Origin of the sequence: Phytoactinopolyspora halotolerans, from assembly GCF_010550675.1 — a bacterium.
GTDB lineage: Bacteria > Actinomycetota > Actinomycetes > Jiangellales > Jiangellaceae > Phytoactinopolyspora > Phytoactinopolyspora halotolerans.
This window is the reverse complement of sequence record NZ_JAAGOA010000021.1, coordinates 18,661-43,551: the sequence shown is the minus strand read 5'-3', so window position 1 is coordinate 43,551 and position 24,891 is coordinate 18,661. Positions and strand designations below refer to the sequence as shown.

The 24,891-nt window shown below is 68.0% G+C and carries 13 protein-coding genes; 3 read left to right on the top strand and 10 right to left on the bottom strand.

What is annotated here, in order from left to right:
* The first annotated feature begins 202 nt into the window (after positions 1–202).
* Positions 203–2,689, top strand: a complete 2,487-nt coding sequence (locus tag G1H10_RS24295) for a helix-turn-helix transcriptional regulator (protein WP_163742856.1) — start codon at positions 203–205, stop codon at positions 2,687–2,689.
* Between the two features lie 11 nt (positions 2,690–2,700).
* Here G1H10_RS24295 and G1H10_RS24290 read toward each other — a convergent pair whose 3' ends face one another.
* The 3 genes from G1H10_RS24290 to G1H10_RS24280 form a co-directional block, all read right to left on the bottom strand.
* Entirely contained in the window at positions 2,701–3,540 is an 840-nt protein-coding gene (locus G1H10_RS24290) for a carbohydrate ABC transporter permease (protein ID WP_163742854.1), read from the bottom strand.
* Positions 3,533–4,513: a carbohydrate ABC transporter permease gene (locus G1H10_RS24285; protein WP_216853613.1), complete on the bottom strand. Its 981-nt coding sequence runs from the start codon at positions 4,511–4,513 to the stop codon at positions 3,533–3,535. The genes G1H10_RS24290 and G1H10_RS24285 overlap by 8 nt, the downstream gene beginning before the upstream one ends.
* A gap of 161 nt (positions 4,514–4,674) precedes the next feature.
* On the bottom strand, positions 4,675–5,970 hold the full coding sequence (locus G1H10_RS24280) for an extracellular solute-binding protein (RefSeq protein ID WP_163742852.1): 1,296 nt from the start codon (positions 5,968–5,970) through the stop codon (positions 4,675–4,677).
* A 344-nt stretch (positions 5,971–6,314) separates the two neighbouring features.
* On the opposite strand from G1H10_RS24280, the gene G1H10_RS24275 reads away from it, so the two are divergent.
* Positions 6,315–6,881: an RNA polymerase sigma factor gene (locus G1H10_RS24275; RefSeq protein ID WP_163742850.1), complete on the top strand. Its 567-nt coding sequence runs from the start codon at positions 6,315–6,317 to the stop codon at positions 6,879–6,881.
* Positions 6,882–6,946: 65 nt separating this feature from the next.
* Here the strand turns inward: G1H10_RS24275 and G1H10_RS24270 are convergent, their stop codons facing one another.
* The 3 genes from G1H10_RS24270 to G1H10_RS24260 all read right to left on the bottom strand — a co-directional run bounded on the left by G1H10_RS24270 (position 6,947) and on the right by G1H10_RS24260 (position 11,535).
* On the bottom strand, positions 6,947–9,772 hold the full coding sequence (locus tag G1H10_RS24270; protein WP_163742848.1) for a helix-turn-helix transcriptional regulator: 2,826 nt from the start codon (positions 9,770–9,772) through the stop codon (positions 6,947–6,949).
* Positions 9,773–9,929: 157 nt separating this feature from the next.
* Positions 9,930–11,024 (bottom strand): Dyp-type peroxidase, encoded by a 1,095-nt coding sequence (locus G1H10_RS24265; RefSeq protein WP_376778658.1) that lies wholly within the window; start codon positions 11,022–11,024, stop codon positions 9,930–9,932.
* Positions 11,025–11,136: 112 nt separating this feature from the next.
* Positions 11,137–11,535: a DUF7927 domain-containing protein gene (locus tag G1H10_RS24260; protein WP_163742845.1), complete on the bottom strand. Its 399-nt coding sequence runs from the start codon at positions 11,533–11,535 to the stop codon at positions 11,137–11,139.
* Positions 11,536–11,828: 293 nt separating this feature from the next.
* Here G1H10_RS24260 and G1H10_RS24255 point away from each other — a divergent pair, with 293 nt between their 5' ends.
* Positions 11,829–12,578, top strand: coding sequence for a hypothetical protein (locus G1H10_RS24255; RefSeq protein ID WP_163742843.1), 750 nt, complete (start codon positions 11,829–11,831; stop codon positions 12,576–12,578).
* Positions 12,579–12,936: 358 nt separating this feature from the next.
* Here the strand turns inward: G1H10_RS24255 and G1H10_RS24250 are convergent, their stop codons facing one another.
* The 4 genes from G1H10_RS24250 to G1H10_RS24235 form a co-directional block, all read right to left on the bottom strand.
* Positions 12,937–13,986 (bottom strand): type IV toxin-antitoxin system AbiEi family antitoxin domain-containing protein, encoded by a 1,050-nt coding sequence (locus G1H10_RS24250; protein ID WP_163742841.1) that lies wholly within the window; start codon positions 13,984–13,986, stop codon positions 12,937–12,939.
* A gap of 392 nt (positions 13,987–14,378) precedes the next feature.
* Entirely contained in the window at positions 14,379–15,722 is a 1,344-nt protein-coding gene (locus G1H10_RS24245) for a right-handed parallel beta-helix repeat-containing protein (protein WP_163742839.1), read from the bottom strand.
* Positions 15,723–15,841: 119 nt separating this feature from the next.
* Entirely contained in the window at positions 15,842–16,246 is a 405-nt protein-coding gene (locus tag G1H10_RS24240; protein ID WP_163742837.1) for a hypothetical protein, read from the bottom strand.
* Positions 16,247–16,672: 426 nt separating this feature from the next.
* On the bottom strand, positions 16,673–24,520 hold the full coding sequence (locus tag G1H10_RS24235; protein ID WP_163742835.1) for an SdrD B-like domain-containing protein: 7,848 nt from the start codon (positions 24,518–24,520) through the stop codon (positions 16,673–16,675).
* Positions 24,521–24,891 lie beyond the last annotated feature (371 nt).

Here is a 24,891-nt window from a genome sequence, read left to right as displayed (position 1 = left end):
GATGACCGCGCCCGTCCCCCACATGTGCTCTATGACACACACCACGACGGGACCCGGTCTGCCACATGACGCATGCGGTGGGGTGATTTGAGGGGTGATGGGTGGGTCGCGTCGTGAGAGAATCGAACGAGCCGCCGCCGACAGGTGGGGACCGTGAACGTCGTCGGCGCGCTGCAGGGGTGGTGAACACGAGGGGTGTGCCATGGCCAGAAGCGGGCCTGCTGGAGAGGGGTGGGCGTCACGACAGACGCTCGCCCGGCAACGACTGCTCCGACGCATCGTGGGAACAGACGCGGCGCCGCTCACCGTGCTGCACGGGCCGGCCGGTCTGGGGAAGTCTGTACTGCTCGGCGCCGCTGCGCGGCGGGCGGCCGGCGGCGTGGTGATACGGATCTCGGCTGACGACGATCCGACGACGGTTCTGGACGACCTGCCGTCGGACGCCGGCAAGGCTCGGCGTCTTATCCTCGTCGACGACGCCGACGAGGCCACTGAGGACGCGCTCGACGCCGTGGTGGCGTACGGGCGCGCCCACGGTGCGCGGATCGTCGTCGCCGCCCGCCGCGCGCTCGGCACGGTCACCTCGGCGATGATGATGAACGGCGACGCACGCGTCGTCAGCACCGGGGACATGCTGTTCACGCTCGACGAGGTGCGTGCCCTGGCGTCGAAGTACAGGCGCGAGATCGGCCCGGACGACGTGGCTGAGCTGTACCGGGTGACGGACGGCTGGCCGGCGATGGTCGACGCTGCGCTGCGCTCGCCGCGCACCGGCGACGCGCTGACACGCCGGCGCCTGCATGAGCTGTTCGGCCGGTTCGTCCGAGAGGACGTGATCGGATCCATCCCCGACGCGGAACTGGAGAGGCTGTCCGATGCGGCGGCGATACCGCGCTTCGACGTGCCCGTCCTTGCCACGCTGCTGAACGATCGGTTCGGTCCCGATGTGGACGCCGTCGACGTCCTCGATAGGTGGTTCGGCCACGGCTGGATCGTCCACGACGACCTGGACGACCACTGGCGTTTCCCGCAACCCCTCCGGGACGGTCTCCTCACCGACCTCGAGGCGAGACATCCGGGCCGACGCGGAAAGCTGGTCACCAAGGCCGTGCAGCTGCTGGTCGCCGACGGGCGGACGACTGTGGCCCTGCCGTACCTGGTCGAGGCGTCCCTGGACGACGTGGTGGCCAACGTGCTCCGGGAGCGGTGGACCGATGACGTCGCACCCCGCGGCGACTACGTCAAGGTCAGGACGGCACACGCGTCCGTGACCGACGAGATGCTGGCGAACGACCCGAGCCTCCTGCTTCTGTCCGCCGTGTACGCCATGCGCCACCCCGCGGACCTGCCGACCATCGAGTTGCGGCTCGCCCAGGCCGCCGACGTCATCGATCGCGGCTCGTTCAACGGACCGCTGCTGTCCTATCACTCGCTGAGCATGATGCTCGCGCGGTTCCACGGCGATCTCGACCGTGCCGAGGCGATGGAGTGGTCGGCCCGGGGCTATCTCGACACCGCCACCGACGAGCAGCGGCACGAGCAGGTCAACCGCATATCCCATTTCACGCTCCAAGTCGGCTTGACCAGGCTGGCGGCGGGCCGTATCGACGAGGCGGACACTGCGGTGAACTCGGCGCTGTCGACGGCGAAGAACAACCGGGCGGAGTGGTACGCGGCGAACGCCGAGGCGGCGCTGGCCTATACGTCGTTCCTCCGCGGTGAGCTGAAGGTGGCGCAAGACGCGGCAGAATCGGCGCTCGTGCGGGCTCGTGCCCTCGAACAGCCCCACGCCAACTGGACCGACCACGCGCAGATCGCGCGCGGGCTGGTCGAGCTCGAGTACGGCCGCGCGTGGCGTTCGCGAGAGATCCTGCACGACGCCTACGAGGCGCTGCAGATCGATGCCGAGCCGCCGGCCGCACGACTGGCGGCGGCGTGGTCCACGCTCGGGCTGCTGACCGGTGACCGGTCGGCGGCGGAGCAGGCGTTGCTCCTCTGCGAGGCGGGATACGCGACGAACCGGCTGCCCTTCAACCGTTTCCTGGCCACCATCGCGCGGGCGCACGCCCGCCTGGTCCAGGACGATCCGAAAGCCGCCCTGGAGGAGCTGGCCCGGCCGGGCGACATCGCCGGACAAGCGCATCTGGTCCACATCACCCGTGCCCGGGCCCACCTCATCATGGGCAATCCGCTGGACGCCCGTCGCGAGCTGGCCGGCTATCACGACGACGCGAGCCTGCCGCTCACTGCCCGTGCCGACGTCCACGCTCTCGCGGCCGAGTGCGCGCTGCAACTGGGCGAGGACGCGTCGCACCCCTTCTATCGGATGCTGGCATTGCTGGAGTTCACCGGTGCGCGCCGACCGATACTGCAGCTGCCGCTCCTCAGCGACGCCGTGGTCACCGGCCGGCTCAGCCCGTCGCCCACCAGCGCCTTGGTCAGGCTGGGAGTGGAGACGGCCGTGCTGGCGCGCGCCAACGTCGACGGGCCGCCCAGCCTGACCGACCGTGAGACCGACGTGCTGACCGCCCTGTCCGGGCCGGAGACGCTCGCCGCCATCGCGAAGAGCCTCTACGTTTCCGGTAACACGCTCAAGACCGTGGCACGCGGGCTGTACCGCAAGCTGGGTGTCCGCGACCGGCACGAGGCGGTGAATGTGGCCCGGGCCCTCGGCATGCTCCCGGCCTAGCCACGCGGAACCTATGGGGCGAGGCCGGAGGCGAGTCCGCGCATCAGGTGCCGCTGCAGCAGCAGAAAGCCCAGGACCACCGGCAGCGACGCCAGCACGGCCGCGGCCATCAGCTGATTCCACTGCACGGTCGACTCGGATGCGAACCCGCGCAGCCCGATCGACAGCGTGCGGGTCTCCGAGTCGGTGAGCACCGAGGCGAACAGCACCTCGCCCCATCCGATGATGAAGGCGAAGACGCCGACGGCGACGATCGCCGGAGTGGCCAGCGGTACCACGATCCGCCACACGACGCCGACGTAGCCGAGCCCGTCGACCATCGCGGCCTCCTCGATCTCGCGCGGCAACCCGGCGAGGTACCCGGTGAGCATCCAGATGGACAACGGCAGCGAGAACGTCAGGAAGGTGATGACCAGCCCGGGGCGGGAGCCGACCAGCTCGACGCCGAACCAGGCGTGCACCTGCGTGAAGAGCAGGAACAGCGGCACCAGGAACAGTATCCCGGGCACCATCTGCGTCGACAGCACCACGAGCCGGAACGCACGCCGGCCGGCGAAGGCGAACCGTGCCAGCGCGTACGCCGCGAGCACGGCGACGGGTAGCGACAGCGCTGCGGAGGCCAGGGACACCACGAGCGTGTTCGCCACGTAGCGCGCCAGCGGCACGGTCGTCCACGCATCGAGGTACGGGGCCAGGGTCACCCGTTCCGGTATCCAGCTGAACGTTCCTTCGACGTCCGCGAGTGGCTTGATCGACGACGACACGACGACGTAGAGCGGAAGCACCGTGAACAGCGTCAAGAAGGTCAGACCGGCACGCCGGAACCATCGAAAGGCTGGGCCCTCACGCATCGTGCGTCCTGGGCAGGAACGTCCGGACATACCAGACCGACACGCCCATCAGGAACAGCAGGACCAGCACGTTCATCGCCGAACCCAGACCCATGTTGAAATTCACGAACGAGTGCTCGTAGATCAGCGAGGCCAGCAGGGTCGCCGATTCGGGTGGCTGCGGACCGAACAAGACGTACGGCACGGTGAACTCGTTGAACGACCACAGCCCCATGATCAGGATTACCACCGCGTTCACCGGCCGGATCACCGGCAGGGTGATCCGGCGGAACTGCTGCCATCGCGACGCCCCGTCGAGCACGCCGGCCTCATACAGCTCGCCGGGCACGTTCCGCAGCGCCGCCAGCAGCATGAGGAATGCGAACGGCCAGAGCCGCCAGGCGGCGACCACCACCATGGCCCAGAACGCGTTGCCGCCGATCAGCCAGAACGGCCGCTCGTCGAGCACGCCCGTCTGGTCCACGAGCAGGTGGTTGAGCGCGCCGTCGTCGCGGTCGAAGACGAACGACCATCCGATGACGGTGACGAACGTCGGCATGGCGAACGGCACCAGAAAGAGCGCCCGGAACGCCGCACGCCCGCGGAACTCGGTGTTCACCAGATATGCCGCCATCATTCCCAGCGCCCACGAGGCGGCCACCACCAGCACGGTGAAGGCGACGGTCCGCAGAAAGGTCTCCCATAGGACACCCCCGATCGGACCGCTCGGATCCAGACCGCTGCGATAGTTGTCCCACCACACCACCGGCGCCCCGGTCCAGTCCCGGATGTTCAGCTGCGTCAGGCGGGTGAGGCTGGTCCAGATCCCGGCCAGGATCGGCCCCAGATGCACCACGGTCTCCAGGAGCACGGCCGGCAGGATCAGCGCATACGGCAGCAGCCGCCCGCGGCGGCGGTTCGCGCGCGTACTCTCCCGCCCCATCGACAGACCGGCACGTACGCTGCCCCCGCGTCGGGTACTACCGACGTTCATGCCGCGACACTCATACGAAAGGTGGGGCGGGAGAATTCCCGGCCAGGGTTTGGCTCGGGCATCGGCGAGCGAGGAACGAGCGAGACCGCGGGCGAGGCCGGGAAGTCTCCCGCCCCACCGGCTCGGCGCGGAGGTTCATCCGGCGGCCTCCATCCGGCGGTTCATCCGGCCGCTTCCATCTGGCTGTCGGCTTCGGAGAGAGCAGCGCGGATGTCCTCCTCTGTCACCGTGCCGGTCGCCGCCTGCGCGAAGAGCTCCTTCACCGCGCCGCCCACCAGTGTCTCCATCTGCGCGACCTCCGGCACCTGCGGAAAGGGCTCGGCGAAGTCACGCAGGTTGGTACCCAGCGTCTGCAGGCCGTCGTCGTCGAAGGCCTCGTCCTGGTAGGCGCCCTCGATCACCGGCAGCGTCCCGTACGCCTCGTTCAGGGTCACCTGGGCGTGCTCGTCGGTCAGGAACCCGACCAGCGACAGCGCCTCGTCCACGTGTTCGGAGCTGTTCATCACGGCGATGTTGGTGCCGGCCACCATCGACCCGATATCGCTCCCACCCGTCGGCGGATCGGCCGGACCCGGTATACGTGTGACGCCGTAGTCGTCGAACTCCAGCGACGCCAGCGCCTGACGCGTCGTCGCCTGGCCGAACGCCATCGCGGCGCGCCCGTCGGCGAGCTTGCTGAGCGCCTCGGTCATGGTCGATTCGGCGTCGCTCGGGGACACGATCCGGTCGGACTCCATCAGATCGATGTACCGTCGCACCGCGGCGACCTGTTCGTCGCTGTCGAACGTCGGTCCTCCGGAGTCGTCGAAGAGCGTGCCACCCTCCTGCCGCCCCAGAATGAACGCGAGGTGCGAGCCGACCCCTGCGGAACCGCCCAGGATGGATAGGCCCCACTGGTCGATGTCGCCGTCGCCGTCGGTGTCCACCGTGAGCCGCCGGCCGACGTCGACCAGCTCCTCCCACGTCGCGGGCGGTTCGGTGATGCCCGCCTCGGCGAAGATCTGGGTGTTGTAGTACAGCCCGTACGCCTGGCCGTACAGCGGAATCGTCGCCGGAGGCAGACCGTCCGCGCCGGTAGCGGCAAGGCTGGCCGGGATGAACTTGTCCGTGCCGCCGATGGCCTCCATCGCGTCCTCGCCGAACTCCACAAAACCCCCAGTGGCCTGCAGTGATGCCGACCACGTGTTGCCGACGTCGAGCACGTCCGGCCCCTGCCCGCTGCTGACGGCGGTGAGGATCCGGTTCCAAAGGCCATCCCAGGGGACCACCTCGAGTTCCACCTCGACGCCCGTCTCCTCGGTGAACGTGTCGAGCAGCGGCTCGAGAAGGTCGGCCTCCTCGATCGACGAGGACATGCTCACCGCCCAGTAGGTGATCCGCGCTGAAGCCGCGCCGGCATTGTCATCGCCGCCACACCCGGCCAGGGCGACGGCGAGCGCCGCCGAGGCAGTGATCATGATCCGCGGCCTACCCACCGGTCCCCTCCCACAAATTGCCTACGCAGCGCGGTGATCCGAGCATGCGCCCCACCGACGGCCGTCGCACCGCAACGAGCCGTCCTCACACATATCACGCACGCCACGCGGGCGCATACCGGCCGGACCGGAACACCATCACGACTCGGGCAGTTACAGCCCAGCCCGTGGCATTTCGGACTATTTAATGTCTATTAATCTCTTTGCGCATATAGCCTAAGTAGCGCCGATTGTCGGTATCACGTAGTACGTACGTAAGGCGGCCGGCAGGGAAATGTGGATCTCCGCGACGCGGTCGTATTTCCCACACCGGCAACGTCGGCTCCGTGATCAGTAGGGTGGAAATCGACGACACCTCAGCTCTGCTCAGCAGGGCGAGAAGCGGCGACGAGAGTGCATTCGTAGAGCTGTACCGAAATGTGGCGCCAATCGCACGTCGGGTGGCGTATCGAATAGTCCGCGATATTCACGTCGCCGACGACCTCGTACAGGAGGCGTTCTATCTGGTACTCAAAGCAGTACGTTCCGGACATGGACCGACGGACTCGTTCGGAGGGTATGTCGTCTCGACCGTGAAGCGGCTCGCATACCGGCAATCGGCCGTTCAAGGCCGCACGGTCTGCATCGATGACTTCACCGCCTGGGATGACCAGGCCACGGCGCCGACCAACGAGCACCAAGCCGACTTAGTCAACGCGGCCTGGGCAAGCCTGCCGCCGCGGTGGCGGCACGTGCTGTGGCTGATCGACGTCGACCGCTATTCCCCGTCCGAGCTGGCGCCCGCGATGTCGATGACCGCCAACGCCGTCTCCAGCTTGGCGACCCGCGCACGTCGGGCGCTCCGCGCGGCTTACATGGCCCAGCAGCGCGAGGAGTTGGGCGCGGCGTCATAACCTCATGCGCCGTTCTCATCCAGCCCGCTCCCTGCAGACGGCAGGTGGGGAACGGCGGACGCAGCCTACGCACCGTCGTCCGCCGACGAAGGCTCCTCGGTGCCGTCGTCGGCGGCGCGGAAGGCGGCGGCAAGCTCGGTGCGTGAACGCACGCCGAGCTTACGGAAGATCCGGCTCAGGTGCGTCTCGACGGTCCGCACGGAGACGAACAGCGCCGCGGCGATCTCGCGGTTCCGCCGGCCATCCGCCACCAGAGACGCGATCCGCTGCTCCGCCTCGGTGAGGAGATCCACGTCGGCCGACTCCACGCGCGCCCGGCGTCCGGCCGCCTGCAGCTCCACCTCGGCACGCGCGACCAGCGCCGCCGCCCCGCACTCCTGTGCCATGACCAGGGCCCGGTGCAGCCATCTACCGGCGTCCACGCGTTGCCCCATACGGCGCAGCCGCTCCCCCAAGCACAAGGTTGTCCGGGCCATCTCCACTGGGGACACGCCGGTCGAGTTGCGCAACGCCTTCTGAAACAGTGCCAGCGCCTCCTTGCCGTCACCGAGTAGCGCCTGGCACCGCATGAGGGTGTGCTGTGCCCAGACCGTCGGGGTTTTGACGGTTCGCTGCTCGAAGTCTGCGAGCGCGCTCTGTGCGCTGACGGTCGCCCCCGCGCGCACACATGCCTCGATGTACTCGGGCTCTACCGGCACAACCGACGGGTCCGCATACCCCAGCGCATAGCGTCGAGCGTGCGCCAGCACCGAGAGCGCCTCATCCAGCCTCCCCAGCAGCAGCAGTAACGCCCCGGTCTCCGCCTGTACCAGCGCATTGGCCCACGAGTCGGCGTGTCGCCGGGACCCTTCGACCGCGCGATCCCGGCACTCCCAAGCCAGCTCGTCATCTCCCATGAGCCCGTACACCCGGATCATGTGGGCCGGCACCGCCGCCCTCCACAGACCCGTGATCCCCGTCTCCTCCCACGCCGTCGCCGCGAGCTTCGCAGCGGTCAGCCGGCCCGCACGCGCCTCCAGCACGGTCAGCACCGCGAAGCTGTTCCCGCGTAGCAGCGGAGACTGGCCGATCCGGCCGTCGAGCGCCGTGGCCTGAAGCAGCCGCCGCGCCTCGCCGAACCGCTCAAGCCGGATCAGCGCCATCGCGTGCGCGATGTGCGCATCCGACTCCACTAGCAGGTTCCCGGCCGTCCGGCTGTCCGCCAGGAGAGCTGCGGCGCCTGCCCCGTCCCCATCGATGGTCGCCAGCCACGCCGCGATCCGCTGGTGGACGGCACGCGTCGTGTCATCGAAGTGTTCGACGTGGCGTTCTGCAAGATGCAGGAAGCGGTTGGCCTCGGCAGGCTCCAGCCGTCCGGCGAATCCGTACGCGGCGAACAGGTTAAGGCGCGCCGCGCGGTTCGGATCCACGCCACCGACCTCGTCGGCGTGGCGGGTGATAACGCCGGCGGCGACGTCGCCATCAAGCTGGTTGCGCGCTCGCACCTCGAGGAGCGCGAGATCGGCGCGCTGCTCGACCGCCGTCTCCACCCGGAACCGTTCGCGCGCCAGCTCGATCGCGTCCTCGATGCGACCGTCGAGCAACGCCAAGCCTCCCGCATACACCAGGCGATCGACCCGATCGGAGGTGGCCGGCATCAGACGGATGGACTCGCGGGCATAGGCGGTCGCCCCAGTGACCTCCCCGTGCCGGAGGCGCTCGCGCGACACGCGCTGCAGTTCGTCGGCGAGCTCGGCATCCTCGTCGTACCGCGCCTGGGCCAGATGCCACAGCTGCCGGTCCCGATCCCGGTTCTCGTAAGCACAGGCCAGCGCGGTATGTGCCTGCTGCCTCTCCCGGTGCGTCGCGTTCAGCCAGGCAGCTGATGCGACCGCTGGGCGGCGGAAGAGAAAGCGATCCTCGAACTCGGTCAGATACTCGCCCAGCAGCCATTCCGCGATCGCCGGGTCGTATCCGTCCAGCGCCTTCAGAACGGGCCCCAGTTGGCCGTCGTCGCTGGCAGCCGCGATGATCAGGGCGACCCGCCGCGCGTCATCGAGCTCTGCGAGCTCGGCACCCAGTGCTTCCAGCACGGGCGTCCGCGGCAGATAGCGGTCGAGCTGCACCCGACCCGTAAGCTGGGCACGAGGTGTCCGGGCGACGACCTCCACCAGCGTACGGGGATTCCCGCCGGCCCGTGCCACGATCTGCTCGGCCACGCGACGCGGTGTCTCTACTCCCGCCCTTTCACGCACCAGCCGCACCGCCTCCGCAGACGACAACTCCTCCACAACCATGGCCGGGATCGACCGGAACGGCGCGGTGAGCGAGTCGCCATCGGCGACCAGCACCATCGCCGCCGGCACCGTACCGAGCCGGCGCGCGACGAAGCCCAGCACTTCCTGCGAACGACGATCCAGCACGTGCGCATCGTCGACCAGCACCAGCAAGGGCGGCGACATTCCACCGACGCACTCCTGCACCCTGGTAGCCACCTCGTACGGGTCGGAGTCCGCCCGAACGTCGTCCATAAGCTCGCGCAAGCGTCCGGCCACGGCGTCGTGGCCGGCGGCCCGCAGCGGGCCGACAGCGCTGGACAGCACGAGATGCAACCCCGAGTAGGGCCATTCCCGTTCCGCTTCCGCTCCCGCCACGTGCGTGACAGCGACGGCCGCGTCACCGCGGCCGTCGCGGCCGTCGCCATCGGAACCGGAGCCGGCAAGCCCGCCTGCGACCTCACCGTTGCGTGCGTCGTCGGCGATACTGCGCAGTAGCGCGGACTTACCGATCCCAGCCGCACCGACCACCACCAACGCTCCACCCATTCCCGCATGTAGCCGATCGATGAGAGCCGCGATCCGCCGTCGTTCCGGCGCGCGCCCGACCAAGCCATCACCTTCTTGCAGGTCCACCTCGTGTCTCCACCCCTTGTGTCGTTTCACCACCCGCACGTGGTGTTCCACCCGCGCGTACCACCCGGAACCCACGTGCGCACGAACGCGCACTCACCCAGCGCGTGCGACCTGCAGAAAGGTGCCCCCACAGCACGAACCGCAGGCTCCGCGGTCATTACTCCAGCAGCGACGCCCCCAGCGGCCGATCCCGGTCGAAACCAGGGGGAACCAAGAAGCTCGCACTCGCCGTCGGCGTGACGAAGCGCATCATCGCGTCCTGTTCGTCGAGGCGGTGTTGCGTCGCGACGAACGTGCGCAGGTCCCGCTGGAAGGAGATGAACATCAGACCCGTCTCGTCTCCCTCGGCATACGAGTACCCCCGACGCAGCATCAACGCGCTCCCCGTCGTCGAAGGATGCGCTGCCCGGGCATGTGAGCCGAGCGGCGTTACGTACTGCCCGTCGGCTGTCTTCGCGGTCAGATCCACCTCGGCCATACGTCCGCCACCGGAGAGCGGCGCACCGTCCGATCTGCGCCGCCCGACCGCGGACTCCTGCTCCGCGACCGGCAATGCGGTGAACGCCCGGGTATCCATCCGCAGCCGACGGACCACGGCGACCGTGCCGCCGGCAACCCGCGGGTCCTCCTGCACCCACACGTTCTCGCGCAGCTCGGCCTCACCGCGCGGCACGACGATGCCGTCGTGGAACCCGAACGCGTTCCGGACGACGCCGTCTGCCCCCGGCCCTCGGAAGCCGAACTGTCGCCACCGTTCCTTGCCCTCGGGCAGCGGCGCGGACAGCACCGCCAGCAGTGCGTCGACGGCTTTCGGCAACACCACCGGGTCGCTGCCGCTCGCCAGCAGGAGCAGATCACCTCCGGCCCGATCGGATGCCAGCTCGGCATCGCCCAGGAAGGCCGGTAGCGGCCCCGCCGCCGGTAGCGCACCGTCGACGGCGGCCACGAGACGAGGGCCGATACCGATCGTCACGGTCAGGTCGCCGGCGTCGTGAACGCCGCCGTCGAGCAAAGTCAGCAGCTGGTCGCCGAGCGCCGGCAGGAATGACGGGTCTCCGGCGCCGGGGACGTCGACGACGACGGTGAGCGAGAACTGCTGCGGTACCACGGGTGCTGCGATGCCCGCTTGATGTATGCCCGTCGCCGGGATCGGCGCCGGTGACGGTCTCGGTGGCGATGATCCGCAGGGGCCCGTCGTGGTGCCTCCAAACGCGGCCCTGCCGGCGAAGACGCCTGCGCCGACGCTGCCGATACCGACGGTCAGCGCTCCGAGCATCCGACGCCGCGACGGTCGCGCTTCGGTATCACCGGCACCGCGGCAGGCAGCATCGTCGCCCGTCGTCGTCCGGGTCTCGCGCTCCCCCTCAGACATCCTTCACTACGCTTTCGCTCATCACCGTCACCGAGTACGTCACGGTCGCGACGTCATCCGCATTCAGATTCCCGGCCCACGCCAGCACGGCCCCGTTGAACGCCGCTATCCCACTCGACACGTCGAGATCTCCGTTCCATCTCGCGTCACTGAGCACGTCCGACAGGTCTTCGGCATAGGTCGCCTCGTCAACCGGCACTTGACCCACAGGGGCGATCGTGATCGCGTAGCGCACGACGTCGCCCGGCGCGACACGGGCACCGGGCAGCGGCCACACCGTCGTGGATGCCCGGTACGACGCCGGCTCGCAACGCCCAGCCCCGACCAGCGCACATGGGCCGACGACCATGCTCGCCAGTGCCGCCGCCAGCACGGGGATCTGGATCAACATCGCAGCCCGCCTCGATTGCTCCATCATCGCTGTGAATGACGCCGGCAGAACGAAGATCGCACGCGGGACTACAGGTGCAATAGATCACATTTCGGATGCGTGCTGTTCCGGACCTCGGCCACATCAAGACGTGCGTGCATACAACCGATCCATGTCACCTCCACCCCCTGCGATCGGGGCGGCGGCTGCCGGCATTTGCGCCATCGGCATCGGTGACGACGCCGGCGGTGGAGGCGTCGGGATGGGCACGGCGGACTAGACGGTCGGTGAGGGCCCGCAGTGCCATACTTGCAGTGCTCGGCTGCGCGGCCATCATGCTCGGCGCCTGCACATCGGGCTCCGATCCGTCGGCGGGTAGTACGACGACCGGACGCCGCCTCACGACTGAGGAGTCTGAGGCGCTGGCCATCTCTCGGTTCGCCAACTACGACGCCGGCCTGCGGCAGGTCGACGCCACGATTCCCGATGGCACCCACACGTGGCGGCTGCGCGGATGGTTCGATTACCGGGATCGACGCGGCTACGCGACGCTATGGGCGGACGGCAGCGAGATGGCCGCTGCGCTGCTCATGTGGTCCGACCAGTACCTGTTCAGCAGCCAGAGCGGTGACGTCGCGGCAGGCGACCTGCCGCCGCTTCCGGTCCCCGAGACGGACGAGGCGACCGCTGCCTGGGTCCCGACCGACTACGCCCCTGAGAAGCACGTCCCGCACGCGGCGCTGCAGATCATCGCCAGCCTCGGTGCCGACCGGCCGGAAAATCCGCTGCTGCTCCAGCAATCCGATGCGCGCTGGTTGCGGACCGAGGAGATCGATGGAGTCGACCTCCGTGTCGTCTCCGGACCACGCCCGGCACAATCGGCCGACCGAGCACGTCCTGGGGAACGTGCCGACGACGCCGCGAACGATGCGACCGTGCGGTACTGGATCGACCGCGACGGTGCGATGTACCGCGTTGAGATGCGCCTCGGTAACGCCTGGGGCTCGGTGGATCTCTCCGCTCCGGGCACCACCAAGGTGATGATCCCGGACCTGACCCGGTGACAAGCGGAGCGCCTCGCCCGCGAAGCTGTGGATAGGTCACGCCGGCACGTCGATTCGGGCGCCGGACATAGATACCTCATGGCTGAGAGCCGCCGCGCCGAGCTACCGTGCCTCGCGCGTGCCACCGTGCCTCGCGTGTGTCACCGTGCGTATCGCATGTCACCATCCGTACCGCCATGGTCCCGGATCGCGTACGTTGGCGATACGCACGGTGACACGCAGCACGGATGGTGACACGCAGCACGCACCGTGGCATCTGTGCACACGCGGCGACCGGCAGGGCGATGCCAACACCGGCCACAGTGGTAACGGCGCCGTTCCACCGGCTCGCCGCCGGCGCCTACGGCTCATGCGGTAGTTAGACATCCCACCCGGCAGGAAGGATGACCGAGGTCGGCGCGGGGGACGGCCAGTCGGCCGCGGTCGGCTCCATGGGTCCCCGCCCTGGAACGTGCTTCCACCACCGGATCGGTTTCTGCGGTGCCGGGCCGTCCTTCAGCAGCTTCCGGAACCGCTCCGCCAGCTCGGCGCGGCCGTTGAACGCAAGTCGCCACTGGTACCGCACGAGGTCCAAGCCCATCTGCCGTAGCCGCCACTCCCGCTCGCTCTGCTTGGCCACGATCGCCGACGCGTCCGGCCGGTTGTCATACTTCAGCGCGCCGTCGGCCTCGTACGCCGCCCAATGAAACGGCCACAGCCCGTCTACCCGGAATTCTGGTTTGCCGTCCCCGACCCACGCGTTCAAAACCGGCATCGGCAGACCGAACTCGATGACGGTGAACCTGCCTAGCGTCTCGATCGGACTCTCCGCCAGCGGGTCGGCGTAGCGGGCGATCCACCTGGCTCGCTCCACCCTGAGCCAACCGCGCATGTGCCCGATCGGGTCCTGCAGGTCGATGCGCATCCGGGCCACCGCATCGGCCGTCACCAGTGCGTGAGATATCGGCCTCGTGCGCGCCAGATCAGCGACGACCCACGCCGGGCTCATGACCGCGACGTTGTTCAGAGCAGTCATATGCCATGCCGGAAGGTTGGCGATCCGGACGTCTTTCGAGCGCCCACTGTGCCTAGGCCGGACCGCCTCGGGCAGATCCGGCGGCCGCCCGATCACCGGCAGCTCCCACAACACGGCACCCGACCACCCGGTCAGATGTACATCCGGGCCACGCGACAAGCCGAACGCGCGTGCCTCGAGGCGGTGCCGCTCCTTCGCGTCGGCCGCCGTGTACCTCTCAGTCGACACATACTGGCCCGCACCGATCCGCGTGAGCAGCCCAGCATCGACCAACCGGCCTACCCGGCTGCGCCCGATTCCGGCCGCCTGAGCTCGCGTCGCGACGATCACGCCGCCGTCGCGCCGCAGTAACTCGGCGACATCCGGCGGCATCCTGAGCAAGGTGGGTGGCACGCGATCCAGCCTGACCGACCGGGACGCATTCCGGTACCTCGCGCGAAAAGCTGTGGATAACTCCCGGCACGTTCGACATTCGAGACACCGGCGGTGGATACCTCAGGGCTGAAAGCCTCCGCACCGGAATACGGCGCTTCGCTCATGCCACCGCGCGCTTTGCGTGTCACCATCCGTTCCGCATGTCACCATCCGTACCGCCATGGACCCCGATCGCCAGCCTTGGCGATACACAGCGTGACACGCGCAACGGATGGTGACACGCAGAACGCACGGTGCCGCGCAGCACGCAGGGTGAGAACCGCGCATAGTTTCGGTCATCTGGCATCCGTACCGGTCACACACGTCGATTGGCGGCACAGCGTCCGATGCCCACCGCGCCGCCTCGAGGTTCACGACGGGGCGGTACCGGTTCGGTCCGCGAGGAGGTCCTCCGGCGGCAGTTGTGGATCGGCGAACGACGGCATCTCTACCTCATCCGGCAACCGTTCGGGCGCTTCCTCCACGTCGCTCATGGTGGGTTGCGGCACGGGCGCCGCCACGTCCAGGAAGTCGACGCCGTCCGGAACCGCCGCGCTGGGTAGTTCTGCTGCGGAGGCTGCGGGTTGCGCAGGCGCCACGTCGGCATCGCGGTCCACGGACCCACAGTCGCCGTCCTCATACCATGTCACCGTCTGAGCCGACGTACCGACGCGTGCCGCATCCGCGGCACCTGCGTCGTCATGCTCATCGCGCACGTCGCCGGTAGGCTCGTCGGTCCTGTCTCCGGCGGGGAGGACGCTCTCCAGGCCGGCCCCGTCGACGCAGGTGGCCCTGGTCGGCGCTCGCTCGGCCGCGATGTTGACGACGTCGATACCGTTACCACCGAAGACTCCGCCTCGCACCACGTTGCCGACCGCCCCGAGGTCCTCCGTGTTCCGCACCACCAGGCCGGCTACCGGATTGCCCTCGACCCGGTTGACCCAGAACAGGTTCTCGCGCCCTCCCGCGGTGCCGATTCCGATACCGAACCCTCCCTCAGCGTGCGCCGGCGAATCCGGCTCCGCGTTGTCGCTGATGACGTTGCCGACGACGGTGTTCCCTCGCTGTGGAATGAACGCCTCCTGGTAGTCCGAGTTAAGCGTGAGGCCGACACGGTTCCCGGAGAATCTGTTCCCCATGATGATGACGGAGTCCGAGGCATTGGAGTTCTCAAAGCCGATGGCGTTGCGCTCGGCGACGTTTCCCTCCACCAAGATCTTGCAGTCGCGGCACTGACCGACGTAGAAGCCCGCGTCCGGGGAACCCGATGCGTACGAGTCCCGGATCACGCCGTTCTGCGCGTTGAACGCGTAGATGCCGTAGAGCCCGTTGTTGTACGCGGTGACGTGATCGATGCTGAAACGCTGCAGAGGCGGGAACTCCTCGGGGTCGAACGGCTCATATCCGTCGGATTCCTGGGCCAGCGGCCCGTCCTCGTCGTGCAAACCGGTCACCAGCACGCCGTAGAAGGTGTGCGCGGTCACGGTCAGGTTTTCCACCCGCACACCCTCTGCCGTGGCGACGACGCCGTAAGGCCGACGTCCCTCGCCATCGATCACCGTCTCGTTGCGGTCGGCGCCTCGGATGGTGACATCCGGTTTGTCGACCGTCACGGACTCCCGGTAGATCCCCGGCTCGACGAGTACCATTCCGCCGGCGTCCACCATCGTCACCGCGTCGGCGATGGACTCGGCGTCCGTCGGGACACGCACCATCGTTGGCCCGTTACCCGAGGCATCGTCCGATGCGGCACCGCCAGCGGAACACGCGGCCACCAGAAGCATGAACGTCACGGCGGCGCCCCCTACGGCACTGCCCGGCCGCCGCCATCCGCTTATCCGACGACGACGAGCCACTCGTCTTCCACCTCAATCATGCCGAAGGGACTGCTCACGCCCTCCAACTCGGCCGCTGCCTCGGATCCGTCGACCGTCACGGCCGGTACCGCTTCCGCATCGAGCGCGGCCTTCACGTCCTCCGAGCTCTCCAGGATCATCGGTGCGAGCACATCCTCGCAGAGCGACGCACTGCTGGACCCCTCTGAAGCAGGCCGTCCGGCGACCGCGCTCATCCGGCACATCGCCACCACATCCTCCGCGGCTATCGCCTCCGCGAACTCCAGCACGACGCGCTCCGCCTCGGCCTCGGAGGACGAGCCGTCCGAGCACGCTCCCAGCAGCGGCAACAGCATCACTGCGCCGGCGACCGTCGACGACGTCAGCGTACGAGCACTGCTCATATCAAGATTCCTTCCATGGATTGGTTTCGCACTTGCCCTCCGCTGCGTAGATGACCCGCGAGCCGGATGCCACCCGCGAGCGGAGGTAGACCGCGAGCCGCAGGTGACCAGAGGACCGCAGGTAACAGGGGTCCGGTTCAGGCATCGGGTCGCACGTCATCAGCGAGCCGCGGGTGACCCGCGGGTTAGATGCGGTAAGGAGTGTCGCCGTGGCGACCGGTTGAGGGCGGGGAGAGGGGAGGTCTCCCCGCCCTCACAATCGCCCACGACCACCAACGGGTAGCCACACGACGATGCGGCCGGCCGTTGATGATCACGACGCGTGACGCGTGGCAGGCCGGGCGGCGAGAACTCCCGCCGCCCGGCCCTCACCGGGTGAACCGCATCACCTCCTTGCCGGTGTCATCCCGTGCCTGCTCGACGCGATCACTCCGGGCTGCCGGTTCCCATGCCGGTGGTGTTCCGGCGACGTGCGAGAATCAGCAGCACGCCAACGCCCAGAAGCATCAGGGCAATGCCTGCATACAGCGCAATCTGGGCACCGGTGTTCGGGTGGTCCGGCCCCGGAAGCGGCCCTTGCGGCGCCGGCGGGTTCTGCCCTGGCGGCGTCGGTCGCTCCGGCTGTTCCGGCTTCTCCGGTGACTCCGGCGACGGCGGCTCCGGCGTCTTCGGCGTGTCGCACGCGTCGTCGTCGGCCGTGTTGGCCAGGCCGGTGACGGTCGCGGTGTTCAGGAACCCGCTTCCGCCCTCGTCCCCGTCGACCGGGCGGCACTCGAAGGCACTCGGGTCGTCCGCAACCGACGACGGCACGGTGACCTTGGCTCCCACCCGGTAGGTGTGGCTCTTGCCGACACCGATCGGTTGGTCGCGGATGATCACCACGTCGCTGGTCCCGTTCCAACCCTCGTTGACCTTCAGGCCGCCCGGCTTCGTCTCGACGATCGCCGTCCGGTCGATGTCGATGCCGCCACCGAAGCGGAGGGTGTCCTCCAAGGTGTAGACATCCCTGACGGCGCCGACGTTGGTCACCACCACGTCGTACGTGATCGTGTACTTGCCGTCGCCGTCGTCGCGGACCATCGCCACGGTCTTGTCGATGTCGACCTGCGGCTTGACCGGCTTGCACGCGTCGTCGGAGTCATCGAGGTCGTTGTGCACGACGACCGCACCGTTCAGCAGGCCGCCACGGTCCCCGTCACCCGGGTTCTCCGGGCATTCGAGATCCGACTCGGCCGGCGGGTTGTCTCCGTCGAGCTCGAAGTCGACCGTCACCTGGTAGGTGTGCTCGGCCTTCGAACCCATGGGGACGTCCGCCGCGACCAGGTTCTCCGCGGACCGCTTCTCGGCACCCAGGCCGGTCCACGAGCCCTCGACCTCCACGTCGCCGGGAGCGGTGTTGGTCACCTCGGAGGACACCACCGTGATCCCGTCGCCGTAGCGGAGCTGGTCGTACAGGTCGTAGTCGCCGGCAGCGGCTCCGGAGTTGGTCACCACCACGTCGTACGTGATGGTTCCGACACCGTCGCCCGCGACCTCGACGTCACCGGCCGTCTTCTCGATCTCGATGGAGGGCAGCGGGGCGCACGCGTCGTCCCGCTGTTCCGTGTCGCCGACCGTGAGGGTCGAGACGTTGTTCAGGGCCTCCTCGGTCTCGTTGGTTCCTTCACCGTCGGTGCACTCCGTCTGTTCCAGGCCTCCTTCGAGGTCCACGAAGCTGAGCGGAACGTCCACCAGCACGGACACGGTGTACACGTGGGCCGTGTAATCCGGGTCGTCCGGTGCCAGGAGCTCCTGGCCGGTCGCGATCCGGGTGTCCGACGCGCCGTCGAAGCCAGGGTTGACCTCGAGGCTCGACGGGTCGGCGGTGACCGGGTCCACCTCGACGACGGAGACGTTCGGGGAGAACTTGAACTCGTCGTCCAGGTTGTACGTGGCCGGGCCCTCGCCGGTGTTCGAGACCGTGATCTCGTACACCACGGCCCACGTGCCGTCGCCGGCCGGCTCGGCCGACTTCAGCTCCTTGACGTGGGTCGGCTTGCCCACCGGCACGCAATCGGTGTCGGTGTCCTCGCCGCCCGGGAAGGTCACGGTGGCCTCGTTGAGCAGACCACCCTCCTCCGGGCCGCCGGGCTCCGGGCACTCGCCGGCCGCCGGCTCCGAGCCGCCGTCAGCGAGCAGGCCCGACGCGTCGACGCGGACGGTCACGGCATACACGTGTGGCGCGTACTCCGGATCGTCGTCGGCGACCATCGGCACGCCCTTGGCGATGAACGGCTGGCCGGCGCCGTCGAAGTCGCCGAGAATCTCGACGCCCTCCGGGCCGCCGGTGACGCCGACGTCGACCACCTCGATGCCGTCGCCGAACCGGAACGTGTCCTTCACGTCGTAGGTCGTGGCCACGGGGACCAGATTGGTGACGATCACCTCGTAGGTGACGTCGTACAGGCCCGTCTCACCCTGCACGGGTTCGACGGCGCCGACCACCGACTTGTCGACCTCGACGTTCGGCGTGACCGCGTCCCACTCGTCGTCGTCTTCCACGGGAACGCCACTGAACTCGCCCCTCGCGTCGACTCGGACCTCGTCGGCGTGAATCTCACCCTTGTTCAGCGCGGTCAGGGTCGCCACACAGTCGATGACGGCCTCTGGGTCCTCGCTGATGGGGGCCCAGCTGGACACCGGGTCCGCACCGTCGATTCCGACGGTGTTGGCCCAGGTGACGACGAGCCGGTCGCCCACCACGACGCCCTCGGCGGACGTGCCGTCGGGGAACTCGCAGACCAGGTCGGTCAGCTCGGCATCACCCTGGGTGACCAGATCCGAGATCACCACGTCGACCAGAGGCTCGGTGCCCGTGTTCTCCGAGGTGAACTCGATCTGCGCGGTCTCACCCGGGATCAGGACGACGGTTCCGGGACCGATGGGCGCGCCGCCCTCGACGTCCGGCTGGCCGCCTTCCTTGATGATCTCCACGTCCGGCTCGAAGGTCCTCGGGACGAAGGGATCCTCGTCCTCGACCTTCTCCTCGGTGACCTCGTGGGTTTCCGGGTTGACAATCGTGCCCTCGGCGCCCGCGTGGTTCTCGTGCGTCTGGTTGGGCTCGAGCGTCAGCTCACCCTCGCAGTAGAACGTGTCACCCGGCTCGAACACCGTCTGCGCGATGCCGTCGTCGACCTCGGTCGAGGCGTCCCACGTGATGGTCCACGTGCCGTCGGCGAACTCGCCGGCGGTGGGCTCAGACTCGCCCGGGAAGAGACAGGTGACGTTCTCCAGCGCCGGCCCCTCGATGGTGGTGTCGGTCACCACCACGCTGTACAGCGGGGCCGTACCGGTGTTGGTCACCACCCAGCGGACAGGCTGCGGACCGGTGTCGGTGCCGCCCTGCTCGATCGGGTAGGTGGCCGCGTTGTCGGCGTCGTCCGCGTCGACCCGGGGGTCGAGCGCGTCCTTGGACTCGTCCGACGCGTCGGCCGGATCGGTCGCGTTGCCGTCGTACTTGATGACGCTGATCTCACCGGAGTACGCGTGGTACTCGTCCTCCGGCGGCGGAACCTCGTCGCCGGGACCGCCCGGCTCACCGGTTCCGTTGACGTCGGCGTACACCTTGGCGATGTTCTGGTGAACCTCGGCGTCGCCGTCGACCTTCAGCATGGCGGAGCAGGTGAAGACCACCCCGGGCTCCCACACCGCGGGCTCCTCGGCGAAGCTGGCCTCCCACCGCACGGTCCAGGTCTGCCCCTCCAGGACGCCGTCCGTCGTCGTCCCGTCGGGGAAAGTGCAGGACATGTCGGTGATCTGGCCACCGGAGACCGTCTCGTCGGTGACGACGACGTTCTTCAGGTCGCGGTTACCGTCGTTGGTGACCTCGAACTCGATCGCGCGCTCTTCGCCGGGCGCGTACTCGGCACCATCCTCGATGGTGTCGGCGTCGTTGCCCTTCTCGTCGCCCTTCTCGATGTCCGTGCTCGGGTTCGATACCTCCCCGTGGTACGGGTCGTCGTCCGTCACCTCGACGTCGCTGGGGACGGGGTTGCCGTCCTCGTCCGTCATCGGCTCGTCGGTGAACGGGTCGCCGCTGTCCGGGTCCTCCGGGTCGTAGTCCGGGTTCGGCCGAGGCTTCACGACGACGGCGTCGACGGTGACGTTGTCGCCATGGGTCTCGGTGTCCTCATCCGCAGCGTCGAGCGTCAGCTCGCCGGTGCAGTAGAACGTCGCACCCGGGGCCATCGGACCGCCCCAGCTGGTGCCCGACGTCGGCGCGCCGTCGGCGTCCGTGGAGAAGTCACAGGTGATGTTCTCCAGATCAGGCCCATACAGGGTCTCGTCGGTGATGACGATGTCCATCAACCAGGTCTCCCCGGTGTTGGTCACCGCGAAGGTCACCGGCTGCGCACCCGTCGAGGTACCGTCCTCGGCCGGGTAGGCCACCGCTTCATCCTCGGAGTTCGCGTCCCGCTCAGGCTCGCTGGTCAGCGGCTTGCCTGGGACGCCGTTCTCGTCCACCTCCGGCGTGTAGCCGTCCCGGCCGTCGTACTTGATGACCTGGACGTCACCGGTGAAGGAGTGGTAGCGATCCGGGTCGTCCACTTCCTCGCCGGTGTCGACCACCGTGGCGTGCACGCGAGCCTCGTCGACGTGCGGCGCGTCGGTGCCGTCCATGACCAGCGTGGCCGTGCAGTCGAACGATACGCCGGGCTCCCAAATCGCCGGATCTTCCTCGGCGAAGCTGGCCGCCCAACGGACGCTCCAGATGCCGCCGTCGCCCTGCTCGCCCTGGGTGGCTGTGTCGTCACCCGGGAAGGTGCAGGACATCTCGGTGATCTGACCACCGGAGATGGTCTCGTCCGTGATCGTGACCTTGAACAGATCCTGGTTTCCGTTGTTGGTGACCGGGAACTGGATCTCCCGCTCCTCACCGGGCGCGTAGCCGGTGGAGTCCTCCGGCGCGTCGGCGTCGTTGCCGTGCTCGTCCTCCTTCTCGATGTTCACGCTCGGGTCGTAGACGTCGGCGTGGTACGGGTCGTCGTCGGTGACCGTGATGTCGCTCGGAACGGGGTTGCCGTCCTCGTCCGTCATCGGCTGGTCGGTGAACGGGTTGCCGTCCGGGTCGTTCGGGTCGTAGTCCGGGTTCGGCGCCGGCTTGAGCACCGTCCCCTCGACCGTCACTTCATCGGCGTGCGTCTCGTCGCTCGACGAATCGAGCGTCAGCTCACCGGTGCAGTAGAACGTCGTGCCAGGCTCCCACGGGCCCGCCCACGAGGTTCCCTCCGACGGCCCGCCGACGGTGGAGAAGTCACACGTGATGTTCTCCAGGTCCGGCCCTTCCAGCGTCTCGTCCGTGATGGTGATGTCGGACAGCCAGGTCTCGCCGGTGTTGGTCACCGCGAACGTCACCGGCTGCGGCCCGGTCGAGGTTCCGTCCTCGGTCCGGTACGTCACCGCCTCGTCCTCGGTGTTGGCGTCCCGCTCGGGCTCGCTGGTCAGCGGCTTGTTCGGGATGCCGTCCTCGTCGAGCTCCGGCGTGTAGCCGTCCCGGCCGTCGTACTTGATGACCTGGACGTCACCGGTGAACGAGTGGTACCTGTCCGGCGGCGGGTTGACCGGGTCGCCGGTGCCCAGCACCTCGGCCGACACCTCGATCTCGTCGGCGTGCGGCGCGTCCGTGCCGTCCAACGTGAGCGTCGCGGTGCAGTCGAAGCTGACACCCGGATCCCAGGTGGCCGGCGAATCGCCGAACGACGCCTCCCAGCGGACCTCCCACGTGCCGGCGCCCTCGTCGAAGGTGCCTGCCGTGGCGGCGTCCTCACCGGGGAATGTGCACTGCAGGTCCTCGATGTGGCCGCCGGTGATGGTCCGGTCGGTGACGACGACGCTGGTCAGCTTCTTCCCACCGGTGTTCTTCACCGGGATCTGCAGCTCACGAGTCTCACCCGGCTCGTAACCGGTGGCGTCGTCCGGGGTGTCGGCCTGGGTGTCCTGGTCGTCACCCTTGTCGATCTCCGCGTTCGGCTTGGAGAACCCGAAGTCGGTCGTGTGGTCGTTGTGACCCCAGTCCCCGGTGGTGACCGGCGACTCGGCGAAGCCGTCGTCGGTCAGCTCGCCGTTGGAGTCGTTGACCTCCGAGCCGCCCGTGGTGTCCTGTCCGGTCAGATGCTGGGTCGGACCGTAGCCCTCGAGAACTCCGCCTTCCTCGAAGTCGCCGGGGTTGTCGATGGCGACGATGTAGGACGTGTCCGGCTCCAGACCGTGCTCGATCGAGTCGAAGTAGTACTCGCCCTTCTCGTTCGTCACGGTCGTCGCGACCAGGTTGCCGTCCTCGTCGTAGAGGTTGACGGTCACGCCCGCAACCGGGGCCTCGTCCGGGTCCTGGACGCCGTCACCGTCGTCGTCGAACCAGACATAGTTACCGATCTGCAGCGGCGCGTTCTCGGACATCACCGAGATGTCCATCAAGCCGTGCCCCTTGAGGAATGCTCCATCCTGGGCCGGCTGCAGGACCGCTCTGTCGTCGTGGCCGCCTGTTTCGTTGCTCAACCACAGCAGACCTTGAGTACTGCTCGGGCCAAGGCCTCCCGCTTGAATGCTGTGGGCGTTCGTCACCAGGTGCACCCGCCCGGGAACCGCCGCCAGTGCACCCATTGTTGCCTCGGGGTGCGACGGCCACGACATGTCGCCGTGGTAAAACTCCGGCGGCACCGGCTGTGTATTCGTGTCCGAGTTGAGTGTCCGGGCAACGCAGCCTGCGTTGCCTTCCCACACATAGGCACCGTCGACCAGGCAGACTCGGTTGACGTCTCCAGCCTGTGCGATGGCTGCGTAGAGGGCACCGTCATGGCCGCCGTCCCATCGCGGTGCCAGATGTGGCATCTGCAGCGCTCGACGATCCTCGAAGCCGACGGCCAGGTCTCCGCTGGAGAGGAAGTCGATGTCGACGAGAATAGGCTGCGGGTGCGTGCCAACCCTGGTTCCGGTTTCGGCATTGTTGACGTAGTCGATCTCCCACTCGTCCGGGTCGTCGGTCCAAGCCCGCCAATGCGAAGGAGGACACGGAGCCCCGTCTGGGCAATATGGTCCGGACGGAAGAATGACCGATCTGTCATCGTCGAGAGGCTCGGACAAGATCAGCTCTGCGTTGCCGAAGCTCAACGTGTCTTCGTCGACCCGCCAGATATAGGCGCTTGGTGTGCCGCCGCCGACCTCCTGGGAATCGACGCCACCGACGTAGATCTGACCGTCTTTGACGCCTAGACCCCACGGCCGCCAGTTTTCTCCGCTCACACCGGACGGAGCAGGAATCACTCGTTCGTCGAGGACGGCGCCGGACGCGGCGTCGATGACAACGAGCTCCTTGGTGTTGAGATTGACGGCGTAGAGGGTCGATCCGTCCTCCGAAACGTCTACGTCGCCCAGCGACTGTTTCCCCACGTTGACCGCAATTTCCGGATCGTGGTTGAAGTCGGGGTCACCTTGGTCAAGCATGTGCGCCACGCTGCCCGCGGCACCGCCGAGATCGGCTAGGACCTCGACGTTGCCCGCCGAGTCCATTTTGTAGATGGCGCCGATGCCACCCGGACCGAACTTGACTCCACGACGGAGTGCGGTAGCCGCATAGACCTCATCCGGCGTATGCGCGGCGATACCCCAAATCGCACCCGTCTCTCCCTGCAGAGAGTAGTCAGTTGGGTTCTGATAATTGATGACGTCCGCGCTCGCGTGATCACCTGGGATGTAGGTGTTCCGAGCACTGTCGTACCCGAACCCCGTGATCGACTTCTCCGCATCCGTATCGAAAGGCTCGCCATTAACGATGAATGAATGGTTCTTCCCGGACACCATCCGAGGATCGTCGCCCGTGTAGTCGTACGGGTTCCACACACCCATGACAACGTCGGCGTCCGCACCGTCGCTCACATCGACGAAGTCGACATGGCTCGACAGCGCGTTGTCACCCGTGGCATTCGGATCGACGATCGCCGGGTGGAGATAGTCGAGCTCATCGGGGATCGACGCCTCGACACGGTACTTCCCGCCGACCAGGCTCGCATCGGCCGGGAAGGTTGCCACGCCGTCGGCGCCGGTCTCCCCGGTGACAACGTTGCCCTCGGTGTCGATCAGCTCGACCTCGATACCCTCGACGCCCGGCTCGTTCACCTCCACGCCGCCGCCGAACGTCGCGTCCCACAGGCCGTTGGCGTTGTAGTCGCGGATCACGCGCACCGTGACGGTGCCGTCCCCCTCCGCCGCCTGCGCCGTACTTATCGATAGGGCAGGCACGACGAGCGACGACAGCAGCACTGCCGCCGACGTCGCGGCCGATACCGCGGTCCGACACCCACCCGGAGGTCTCCCGCGCGGTGCGCTGGGGCCCCTCCTCGTTGGCACTCTCACGTTCCTGGTCTCCTTACACCTCGGAAACTGCTAGTACTGCGTCACCCCGGCGCGAGACCGGAGCGCCCCCCGAAGGGCCGCCGGATACACCTCTGGCCAGCAGAAACGCGCTGGCCGAACCGGCGAGGATGCAGTCCGGCGGCTACCCGCTCTGAGTGAGGAAAAGGACGACCTCGCACGAACCATCGCTTGTGACGTGCCTCACATCTGAGGTTTTCAGGAACTCATTCACCACAGGCACGACCGACGTCGCGTAC

What these genes read in the sequence shown, in the direction of transcription:
- G1H10_RS24295 (WP_163742856.1), top strand. Translation starts at nt 203, where the DNA reads ATGGCCAGAAGCGGGCCTGCTGGAGAGGGGTGGGCGTCACGACAGACG.
- G1H10_RS24290 (WP_163742854.1), bottom strand. Translation starts at nt 3,540, where the DNA reads ATGCGTGAGGGCCCAGCCTTTCGATGGTTCCGGCGTGCCGGTCTGACC.
- G1H10_RS24285 (WP_216853613.1), bottom strand. Translation starts at nt 4,513, where the DNA reads ATGAACGTCGGTAGTACCCGACGCGGGGGCAGCGTACGTGCCGGTCTG.
- G1H10_RS24280 (WP_163742852.1), bottom strand. Translation starts at nt 5,970, where the DNA reads ATGATCACTGCCTCGGCGGCGCTCGCCGTCGCCCTGGCCGGGTGTGGC.
- G1H10_RS24260 (WP_163742845.1), bottom strand. Translation starts at nt 11,535, where the DNA reads ATGTTGATCCAGATCCCCGTGCTGGCGGCGGCACTGGCGAGCATGGTC.
- G1H10_RS24245 (WP_163742839.1), bottom strand. Translation starts at nt 15,722, where the DNA reads ATGGTGCGTGTCCCGACGGACGCCGAGTCCATCGCCGACGCGGTGACG.
- G1H10_RS24240 (WP_163742837.1), bottom strand. Translation starts at nt 16,246, where the DNA reads ATGAGCAGTGCTCGTACGCTGACGTCGTCGACGGTCGCCGGCGCAGTG.